This is a genomic window from Mycobacterium sp. NGS11, from assembly GCF_059813315.1.
Genome location: NZ_JCALEJ010000022.1, coordinates 73,518 through 83,735, shown reverse-complemented (window position 1 = coordinate 83,735; position 10,218 = coordinate 73,518). Strand labels below are relative to the sequence as shown.

Genomic DNA, 10,218 nt, shown 5'->3' with positions numbered 1-10,218 from the left:
GCACAGTGGGGGTTTCAGATGTTTCACTCATGAGACAAATGATGAAGCCGTTAACAGTAGTGGCCGCTATGCGTTACTTAGGTAACAGCTGTGAACTAAAAGTCCCGCTCAGCGCATGAAACGGCCCGCGTGACCCGGCGCAGCGCGGCCGAAACAGGCCAATTGGAAAGGCTGCTATTCGGGCTGCAGCGGGTTGACCGCGAACTGGATCACCCGGTACGGCGCGGCAACGCGCGCCCGAGTGTCCCACTGGCTCACGAAGATTCGCAGCTCGTCAAGTGTCGAACCGGGCGAGATATAACCGCCATACGGTTGCGCGAGCCGGTTGTCGTAGGGCGGCGGCAGGCTTTCCGCCGGCTCGGGCCACTCGTCGTGTTGCACCACCGTGGTGACCGGCGCGTCGCCCAGCGACGTCGGATCGTTGGCCACCCGGACCTCCATGTTGCCGGTGACGGCATTGAAATAGGACAGCACGGCCTTACCGTCGATCTGCCGAATGCACAACTCGCCCACCGCGTCCGGCCACAGCGGCGTCGGCGGTTTGCCCCAGCCCCCGCCCGGCCCCACCGCCCAGCCCTGCCACCGCGACCGGTCGGTGAACGTCTGCGGCGTGGCCCGATACAGCAGCACCGGATACCTGCGGGTGAAACTGTCGGCGACGATGTACACCCACCCGCTGGGTGAGTCCGCCGTGGGAATCGGGTCGTAGTAGCCGCTGATCTGCGTCTGCGAGCCGCCCTGGTACGACGCGGGTCGCTTGGATCCCGGGATCGTCTGCCAGCCCGCGCGCGCCGGTTCGGCGGTCACCAGCCGTGAGGTCTGCGGCTCGAGGTTCTTGGTCGTCGTCACCATCAGGTAGTTGCGCCGGTTGATCTGCACCACACCTGCCGGTAGCTGCGAGGCTCCCGGCGGGGTGGGCTCGGCGAGCAACGGTTTGTTGATGCCGGTCACCCCGGTGTAGCGCACCCCGGCGGGGTCGTCGACGGAAGCGGTGTCGACGCGCAGCGCCACGGGTGCGTACCAACCGCCGAATCCGACCCCCTGCCCGGCGAAGCTGTCGCCGCAGACCTGGAGCAATTCGGCGGGAAACTCGACGAACTCGCACAGGTCTGTCGCGCCAATGCCGTAATCCACGGTCGGCGTGCCGGTTCCGGCACTGGGACCGATGCGCAACACCTGACCGGGCGCCAGCGGCTGCAGCACGGGCTCGGGGGCCGGCGCCGCCGGGTCGGCGTGCGCGACGCTAAACCATTGCGGCAGAACCAAACACACCGCGGCGAACAATGAGCACCGCGCGGCCAAGCGAGTATGGGTGGTGCTCACCCGCTTGTCACCGCTGGGCGGCCAGCAGCTCGGCGATCTGGATGGTGTTCAGCGCCGCCCCCTTGCGCAGGTTGTCACCGGAGATGAACAGTGCCAGGCCGCGGCCGTCGGGCACCCCGGGGTCGCGCCGGATCCGGCCGACCAGGGATTCGTCGACGCCGGCGGCCGCCAGCGCGGTCGGCACGTCGACCACCTTGACGCCGGGCGCGCCGTCCAGAAGCTCGCGGGCCCGCTGGGGCGACAGCGGCCGCGCGAATTCGGCGTTGATCGACAGCGAGTGGCCGGTGAACACCGGTACCCGCACGCACGTGCCGCTGACGGCCAGGTCGGGAATGCCGAGGATCTTGCGGCTCTCGTGGCGCAGCTTCTGGTCCTCGTCGGTCTCACCCGAGTCGTCATCCACCAGCGATCCGGCCAGCGGCACCACGTTGAAGGCGATCGGCGCCACATAGGTCGTGGGCGGCGGGAACTGCGCCGCACCGCCGTCGTGCACCAGTTGCTCGGCGCCGTCGATGACCGCGCGCGCCTGCGTCGCCAGCTCCTCGACCCCGGCGATCCCGCTGCCGGACACGGCCTGATAGCTGGACACCACCAGGCGTTGCAGCCCGGCTTCCTCGTGCAGCACCTTGAGCACCGGCATCGCGGCCATCGTGGTGCAGTTCGGGTTGGCGATGATGCCCTTGGTCAGCGAGCGGGCGTCCCGGACGTCCCGGTCGAAGTTCACCTCGGAGACGACCAGCGGCACTTCCGGGTCCTTGCGCCAGGCCGAGGAATTGTCGATCACGGTCACGCCGGCCGCGGCGAATCGCGGCGCCTGCACCAGCGACATCGTCTTGCCGGCGGAGAACAACGCGATGTCCAGGCCGGTAGGGTCCGCCGTCGCGGCGTCCTCGACCTCGATCTCCTGGCCGCGGAATTCCAGCTTGCGGCCCTGCGAGCGCGACGACGCGAAGAACCGCACCGACGTCGCGGGGAAATCCCGCTCGTCGAGCAACCGGCGCATCACCTGGCCGACCTGGCCGGTAGCGCCCACAACTCCAATGGCAACCATTTATCTACCCGTCCCCGCGTACACCGTCGCCGACTCCTCGCCGCCGAGCCCGAACGCCTCGTGCAACGCCACAACGGCCTTGTCTAGTTCGGTGTCGCGGCACAGCACCGAGATGCGAATCTCGGACGTGGAGATCAGCTCGATGTTGACGCCCACCTCGGCCAGGGACTCACAGAAGGTGGCGGTGACCCCGGGGTGGCTGCGCATGCCCGCCCCGATCAGCGACACCTTGCCGACGTGGTCGTCGTAAAGCAGTTGGCTGAACCCGATCTCGTCCTGGAGCGCGTCCAGCCTGGCCACCGCGGTGGGTCCGCTGTCGCGCGAGCAGGTGAAGGTGATGTCGGTCTTGCCGTCCTCGACCTTGGAGACGTTCTGCAACACCATGTCGATGTTCACGTCGGCATCGGCGAGCGCCCGGAAGACCCGAGCGGCGTATCCGGGGATGTCGGGAATGCCGACAACGGTCACCTTGGCCTCGCTGCGGTCGTGCGCGACTCCGGTCAGGATGGGGTCTTCCATGGCTATGTCCTTGATCGATCCGACGACGATGGTGCCTGGGTTTTCCGAATAGGAGGACCGGACGTGCACCGGCATGTTGTAGCGGCGTGCGTATTCCACGCAGCGCAGCATCAAAACTTTGGCGCCGCACGCCGCCATCTCGAGCATTTCCTCGAAAGTGACCGTGTCCAGCTTGCGAGCGTTGTGCACGATCCTCGGGTCAGCGCTGAAGATGCCGTCGACGTCGGTGTAGATCTCGCAGACGTCGGCGTGCAGCGCCGCGGCCAGCGCCACCGCCGTGGTGTCCGAGCCGCCGCGGCCCAGCGTGGTCACGTCCCGGGTGTCCTGGCTGACACCCTGAAATCCGGCGACCAGCACGATGCGCCCTTCGTCCAGCGCGGTCCGCAGCCGTCCCGGGGTGACGTCGATGATCTTGGCGTTGCCGTGCGTGCCGGTGGTGATCACCCCGGCCTGCGAACCGGTGAACGAGCGCGCCTGCGCACCCAGCGATTCGATCGCCATCGCGACCAATGCATTGGAGATTCGCTCACCGGCGGTCAGCAGCATGTCGAGTTCGCGCGGTGGCGGCGCCGGGCACACCTGGTGGGCCAGATCCATCAAGTCGTCGGTGGTGTCGCCCATCGCTGAGACGACGACTACTACGTCGTTGCCCTGCTTCTTGGTAGCGACGATGCGCTCGGCCACCCGCCGGATCCGGTCGGCGTTCGCCACTGAGGATCCGCCGTACTTCTGCACGACGAGCGCCACGTTATTCCTGCCTCTCCGGCCTCGGCATTTGACGATTTCGGGTATAAGTCCACAACAGAATACGTGCCACCGCATGGTGATTTACGTCGCGATACCGCTGCACCCCGTCATGCGCATTCGCCGCGGTCTCGGCGCAATTTTTGCCAATGCGCCAAAAGCGGTAAAGTCTGGGACGTGCAGCGGGTGCTCCTCCTCGGACGCCGCGACGGGGTCTGATCCAGACCGGCTTCCCGTCGCGGGTGTTCGCGATGCGCCGGTCTGAAGTTCCCTTCTGAATCCCCCGGAGCAACTACCGTGACTTCCAATCCCGACGCATTCAGCTCGACGCGAACCATCGTTCAGCCCGCGGGCCCCTCGGCGCCCGGACAACCCGCGTGGAACCCGCAGCGGGGCTCGTCGATGCCGGTCAATCGGTACCGCCCCTTCGCCGATGAGGTCGAGCCCATCCGGCTGCCCGACCGCACGTGGCCCGACCGCGTCATCGCTCATGCGCCGCTGTGGTGTGCGGTGGATCTGCGCGACGGCAACCAGGCGCTGATCGATCCCATGAGCCCGGCGCGCAAGCGCCGCATGTTCGACTTGCTGGTTCGCATGGGCTACAAGGAAATCGAAGTGGGATTCCCGTCGGCCAGCCAGACCGACTTCGACTTCGTCCGCGAGATCATCACCGACGGCGCCATCCCCGACGACGTCACCATCCAGGTGCTGACCCAGTGCCGGCCGGAACTGATCGAGCGCACCTTCGAGGCGTGCGACGGTGCGCCGCAGGCCATCGTGCACTTCTACAACTCGACCTCGATCCTGCAGCGCCGCGTCGTTTTTCGCGCCGACCGGGCCGCCGTACAGGCCATCGCGACCGAGGGTGCGCGCAAGTGCGTCGAAGAAGCCGCCAAGCACCCGGGCACGCGGTGGCGGTTCGAGTATTCGCCGGAGTCCTACACCGGCACCGAGCTTCAGTACGCCAAAGAGGTGTGCGACGCCGTCGGCGAAATCATCGCGCCGACGCCGGACAACCCGATCATCTTCAACCTGCCCGCGACGGTGGAGATGGCCACACCCAACGTCTACGCCGACTCGATCGAGTGGATGAGCCGCAACCTGGCCAACCGGGAATCGGTCATCCTGAGCCTGCATCCGCACAACGACCGCGGAACCGCCGTTGCCGCAGCCGAATTGGGCTACCAGGCTGGTGCCGACCGCATCGAGGGCTGCCTGTTCGGCAACGGCGAGCGCACCGGCAACGTCTGCCTGGTGACGCTGGGGCTCAACCTGTTCTCCCGCGGCGTGGACCCGCAGATCGACTTCTCCAACATCGACGAGATCCGCCGCACGGTCGAGTACTGCAACCAGCTGCCGGTGCACGAGCGTCACCCCTACGGCGGGGACCTGGTCTACACCGCGTTCTCCGGCAGCCACCAGGACGCCATCAACAAGGGCCTGGACCAGATGAAGATCGACGCGGACGCCGCGGACTCCGACGTCGACGACATGCTGTGGCAGGTGCCGTACCTGCCGATCGACCCCAAAGACGTCGGGCGCACCTACGAGGCGGTGATCCGGGTCAACTCGCAGTCCGGCAAGGGCGGCGTGGCCTACATCATGAAGGCCGATCACGGCCTGGCGCTGCCGCGGCGGCTGCAGATCGAGTTCTCCCAGGTGGTCCAGAAGATCAGTGAAGGGGAAGGCGGCGAGGTCAGCCCCAAGGAGATGTGGGACGCCTTCTCCGAGGAGTATCTGGCGCCGGTGGTGCCGCTGGAGCGGATGAAACAACGCGTCGACGCTTCCGAGGACGACAGCGGCGTCACCCGCCTCACCGCGACCGTCAAGATCAACGGCGCGGAGACCGAGATCAGCGGGGAGGGCAACGGCCCACTTGCCGCATTTGTCCACGCGCTGGGCGGTGTCGGTTTCGACGTGGCCGTCTTGGATTACTCCGAGCACGCGATGAGCGCCGGTGACGACGCGCAGGCGGCCGCCTACGTGGAGGCGTCGGTCGACGGTCGCACGGTCTGGGGGGTCGGCATCGCGCCGTCGATCACCTCCGCGTCGCTGCGCGCGGTCGTCTCGGCGGTCAACCGCGCCGCTCGCGGCTGATCAGAACAGCGCCAGCTGCTGGTCCAGGGTGCTGGCGTCGGTGAATTCGTCCATGCTGGTGCCCCCGATGACGGCGCCCACGCAGTCCATGAACTGCGCGTCGCCGATCACCGGCACCCCCAGCTGCCGGGCGAGGTAGCCCTTGCCCTGCTCGGGCGCGGGATCGTTGCAGACCACCAGCGAGGTCTCCCGGTCGACGGCCTCGGTGTAGGCCAGCCCGGCGTGCAGGATGCGTTCCACGAGTTCCTCGTGGGTGCGGCCGACCTCGGCCGCCAGCGCCACCCGCATGCCCTGCACGAGCGGTCGGCCGCCCACGTAGGGGCCCGGGTTGAGATACGGGCAGGGCATCCGGGACGCCAGCACCTTGAGCGGTCGCAGCTCGTCATGGGTGACGCGGCCGTTGGGCCAGCGGCGCCGGGTCACCGGATGTATCGGCAACCAGATGTCGCCCGCGCGGGCCAGCTTGAGCGCCGAGGCCAGCACGTGGGTCAGCACCATCGCGTCGTCGAAGGCGTCGTGGGGGCGCTCCTGGGTGACGCCCCAGTGCGCCGCGAGCGTCTCCAACCGTAGGTTGTCGATGCCGAGGTCGAGCCGTCGGGCCAGCTCGACGGTGCACATGACACTGTCGACGGGCAGCTCGGTGTCGGCCAGCTCGGCTTCGGCGGCAAGAAACGCATAGTCGAAAGCCACGTTGTGGGCTACCAGCGTGCGGCCGCGCAGCAGCTTGGCCACATCACCGACGATGTCGGCGAACTGCGGCTGGTCTTCCAGCATTGCGGCGGTCAGGCCGTGCACGTGGGTGGGGCCAGGGTCCACGCCGGGGTTGAGCAGGCTGACCACCGACTGTTCCACGTTGCCGTCGGGGTCCAGGCCGAGCGCCGCAACGCTGATGATCCGTGCCTGACCCGGCCGAAAGCCCGAGGTCTCGACGTCGACGACGGCCCAGCCCGCGTCCGGCTCGCTGGCCGGCCGACCCCAGGAAGCCCCGCTCATGCACTGAGGATGGCACGGCCGACCGACATCGCCCGTTCGCTGCGGGTCGTGTCGGGCTGAATTCGATGCGGGCGCCCGGAATTCGATGCGGGCGACCCGCCGCGCCCGGCGCCAACGCCGCGCTTGCGATCGCCCGGAATTCGATGCGGGCGACCCGCCGCCCTTAAACTTCCCGGGTGATTACCACCCGCGCCCGTCTGGCGCTCGCCGCAGGAGCGAGCGCGCGCTGGGCGTCGCGGGTGACCGGACGCGGGGCCGGGGCGATGATCGGCGGGCTCATCGCGATGACGCTGGACCGCTCGGTTCTCCGGCAACTCGCCGCCGGACGGCGCACCGTGATCGTCACCGGCACCAACGGCAAGTCCACCACCACGAGGATGACGTCGGCCGCGCTGGCGACGCTGGGTGCGGTTGCCACCAACGCCGAGGGCGCCAACATGGACGCCGGCCTGGTCGCGGCGCTGGCGGCCAACCGCAATGCACCCCTGGCGGCCCTCGAAGTCGACGAAATGCACGTCCCGCACGTCTCCGATGCCGTCGAACCCAGCGTTGTCGTGCTGCTCAACCTCTCGCGCGACCAGCTGGACCGGGTCGGCGAGATCAACGTCATCGAGCGGACCCTGCGCGTGGGCCTGGCCCGGCACCCCGGGGCGGTCGTCGTGGCCAACTGCGACGACGTGCTGATGACGTCCGCGGCCTACGACAGCCCGAACGTGGTGTGGGTGGCCGCGGGCGGTTCGTGGTCGAACGACTCGGTCAGCTGCCCGCGCAGCGGCGAGGTCATCGTCCGCGAGCGGGGTCACTGGTATTCCACGGGTGCGGACTTCAAACGGCCCAGCCCGCAATGGTGGTTCGACGACGACACCCTCTACGGGCCCGACGGCCTGGCCGTGCCGATGCGGTTGGCGCTGCCCGGCGCGGTCAACCGGGGCAACGCCGCCCAGGCCGTCGCGGCCGCGGTCGCGTTGGGCGCCGATCCCATGTCGGCGGTGGCGGCGGTCTCGACGGTCGACGAGGTTGCCGGGCGCTATCGAACCGTCCGCGTCGGCGCGCACGAGGTGCGCATCCTGCTGGCCAAGAATCCGGCCGGCTGGCAGGAGGCGCTGTCGATGGTGGACAAGCATGCGGCCGGGGTGGTCATCTCGGTCAACGGCCAGGTGCCCGACGGGGAAGACCTGTCGTGGCTCTGGGACGTGCGATTCGAGCACTTCGAGGAGACGGAAGTCGTGGCCGCCGGCGAGCGCGGCACCGACCTGGCGGTGCGCCTCGGGTATGCGGGCGTGGAGCACACACTGGTGCACGACACCGTCGCCGCGATCGCATCCTGCCCGCCGGGAAGGGTGGAAGTCGTCGCCAACTACACCGCCTTCCTCCAGCTGCAGCGAGCGTTGGCGCGCCATGGCTGACTCGGTGGTGCGGATCGGGTTGGTGCTGCCCGACGTGATGGGCACCTACGGCGACGGCGGCAACGCCCTGGTGCTGCGGCAGCGGCTCCGCCTACGCGGCATCGCCGCCGAGATCGTCGAGATCACGCTGGCCGACCCGGTGCCCGAATCGCTGGACCTCTACACGCTGGGCGGGGCCGAGGACTACGCGCAGCGCCTGGCCACCCGGCATTTGATCAAGTACCCCGGCCTGCAGCGCGCCGCGGAACGGGGCGCCCCGGTGCTGGCCATCTGCGCGGCCGTTCAGGTGCTCGGGCACTGGTATGAAACGTCGGCCGGGGAGCGCGTCGACGGCGTGGGGATGCTGGACGCGACGACGTCACCGCAACCGGCACGCACCATCGGCGAGCTGGCGACCAAACCGCTGCCGGCGGGGTTGACCGAGCGTCTCACCGGTTTCGAGAACCACCGCGGCGGCACCGTGCTGGGACCGGCGGCGTCGCCGCTGGGCGCGGTGGTCAAGGGCGCGGGCAACGTTGCCGGCAACGGCTTCGACGGCGCGGTGCAGGGCAGCGTGATCGCGACCTACATGCACGGGCCGTGCCTGGCTCGCAACCCGCAACTGGCCGACCTGCTGCTGAGCACGGTGGTGGGCGAGCTGGCGCCACTGCCGATGCCGGAGGTGGACCTGCTGCGCCGTGAACGGTTGGCCGCCCGCTAGGGCCTGGTCGGGGTGAAACGCATGCTTGCTGGCACTGATTCCCGCGATACCGATGCGGCGATGCGGCGGGACACCCTCGCGACGGCCATCGGCAATTTCATGGAGTGGTACGACTTCGGCGTCTACGGCTATATCGCGACCACCATTGCGCAGGTCTTCTATCCGGGCAACAGCGTCAGCGCTGTCCATCTCATCGCCACGTTCAGCACGCTGGCGGCGGCGTACGTGGTGCGCCCGCTCGGCGGGTTCGTCCTCGGCCCCCTCGGTGACCGCGTCGGGCGCAAGCGGGTTTTGGTGATCACGATCCTGCTGATGGCCGTAGGGACCACCATGACCGGCCTACTGCCCGGCTACGGCACCATCGGCATCTGGGCGCCGATCCTGCTGCTGGTCGCCCGGGTCTTTCAAGGCTTGTCCACCGGTGGCGAGTTTGTCGGCGCCATGACCTACCTCGTCGAGCGGGCCCCAGACCGCAAACGCGGCAGGATGGTTGGGTTCCTTCCGCTGGGCAACCTGGTCGGGTTCGTGCTCGCCGGGTTGCTGGTGACCGCGTTGCAGGCCTGGCTGCCCAGCCACGACATGCTGGCGTGGGGCTGGCGGATTCCGCTGTTGCTGGGAGCGCCCTTCGGCGTCCTCGCCCTTTACTTGCGGCTGCGGATCGAGGAGTCACCGGCCTACACGCAGGCGCGCAGCAACACGGATGCGCCGGTTGACCGCGGCTGGCGGCAATTTCGGCGCACAGTGGTCGAGCAGTGGAAGCCGATGGTGGTTTGCGCGGCAGTCGTGGTGGCCTCGCAGGTGCCGGACTTCATGCTCACCGGATACCTGCCGACATACCTGAAAGTGGTTGTGCGCGTGGGTAATACGGCCGCACTGGTGATCATCGTGGCGACCTTGGCGATCCTGATGGCCGCGGTGGTTTTCGTCGCCATGTTGTCCGACCGTATCGGCGTCAAGCCAATCATGTGGACGGGCTGCGGATTGCTCGTTCTGGCGTCGGTCCCGGCGTTCTTGCTGATGCGTTTCAGCGGTGTCGTTCCGTTGATCTTCATCGGCGTGCTGCTGGTCGGACTGATGGAACTGTGTTTCGACAGCACCACCCCCCAGGCCCTGCCGGCGCTGTTCCCGACCAGGGTGCGCAGCGGAGCGCTGGCCATCTCGTACAACATCGCGCTATCGACGGTCGGCGGAACCACTCCGGTGATCGCTCAGGCGCTGATATCCGCCACCGGCAGCACCATGGTGCCGGCCTACATGCTGATCTTCGCCGGCTTGGTGGGGACGGTCGCCCTGAGATTCATGCCGGAAGTCGCGGGCAGGCCGCTGCCGGGGTCCGGGCCCGCAGCCGAACGCGAGGCAGGCGAGCTGGCCGGCGCGTAAGAGCC

Annotated in this window: 8 protein-coding genes; 4 read left to right on the top strand and 4 right to left on the bottom strand. The window is 68.3% G+C overall.

All coding sequences use genetic code 11. The annotated features are described in order from the left end of the window. Nucleotides 1-174: 174 nt before the first annotated feature. From AC5Y4T_RS20580 to AC5Y4T_RS20570, 3 genes are read right to left on the bottom strand one after another with little or no spacing between them, the layout of a single operon-like run. Nucleotides 175-1,323, bottom strand: a complete 1,149-nt coding sequence (locus tag AC5Y4T_RS20580) for a DUF4185 domain-containing protein (protein WP_499917147.1) — start codon at nt 1,321-1,323, stop codon at nt 175-177. A gap of 7 nt (nt 1,324-1,330) precedes the next feature. After that, nucleotides 1,331-2,374, bottom strand: a complete 1,044-nt coding sequence (locus AC5Y4T_RS20575; protein ID WP_499917148.1) for an aspartate-semialdehyde dehydrogenase — start codon at nt 2,372-2,374, stop codon at nt 1,331-1,333. Continuing rightward, complete coding sequence (locus tag AC5Y4T_RS20570) at nt 2,375-3,640, bottom strand: aspartate kinase (RefSeq protein ID WP_499917149.1); 1,266 nt, start codon at nt 3,638-3,640, stop codon at nt 2,375-2,377. A 294-nt stretch (nt 3,641-3,934) separates the two neighbouring features. On the opposite strand from AC5Y4T_RS20570, the gene leuA reads away from it, so the two are divergent. Beyond that, nucleotides 3,935-5,734, top strand: a complete 1,800-nt coding sequence (gene leuA / locus AC5Y4T_RS20565) for a 2-isopropylmalate synthase (RefSeq protein ID WP_499917150.1) — start codon at nt 3,935-3,937, stop codon at nt 5,732-5,734. Here leuA and AC5Y4T_RS20560 read toward each other — a convergent pair whose 3' ends face one another. Then, nucleotides 5,735-6,727: a DEDDh family exonuclease gene (locus AC5Y4T_RS20560; RefSeq protein WP_499917151.1), complete on the bottom strand. Its 993-nt coding sequence runs from the start codon at nt 6,725-6,727 to the stop codon at nt 5,735-5,737. A 176-nt stretch (nt 6,728-6,903) separates the two neighbouring features. Here AC5Y4T_RS20560 and AC5Y4T_RS20555 point away from each other — a divergent pair, with 176 nt between their 5' ends. The 3 genes from AC5Y4T_RS20555 to AC5Y4T_RS20545 are packed head-to-tail and all read left to right on the top strand — an operon-like array spanning nt 6,904 to nt 10,213. Continuing rightward, nucleotides 6,904-8,133, top strand: a complete 1,230-nt coding sequence (locus AC5Y4T_RS20555; protein WP_499955110.1) for a Mur ligase family protein — start codon at nt 6,904-6,906, stop codon at nt 8,131-8,133. A 4-nt stretch (nt 8,134-8,137) separates the two neighbouring features. Beyond that, nucleotides 8,138-8,833: a type 1 glutamine amidotransferase gene (locus tag AC5Y4T_RS20550; RefSeq protein WP_499917645.1), complete on the top strand. Its 696-nt coding sequence runs from the start codon at nt 8,138-8,140 to the stop codon at nt 8,831-8,833. A gap of 60 nt (nt 8,834-8,893) precedes the next feature. Beyond that, on the top strand, nt 8,894-10,213 hold the full coding sequence (locus AC5Y4T_RS20545; protein WP_499955114.1) for an MFS transporter: 1,320 nt from the start codon (nt 8,894-8,896) through the stop codon (nt 10,211-10,213). Nucleotides 10,214-10,218: the final 5 nt, after the last annotated feature.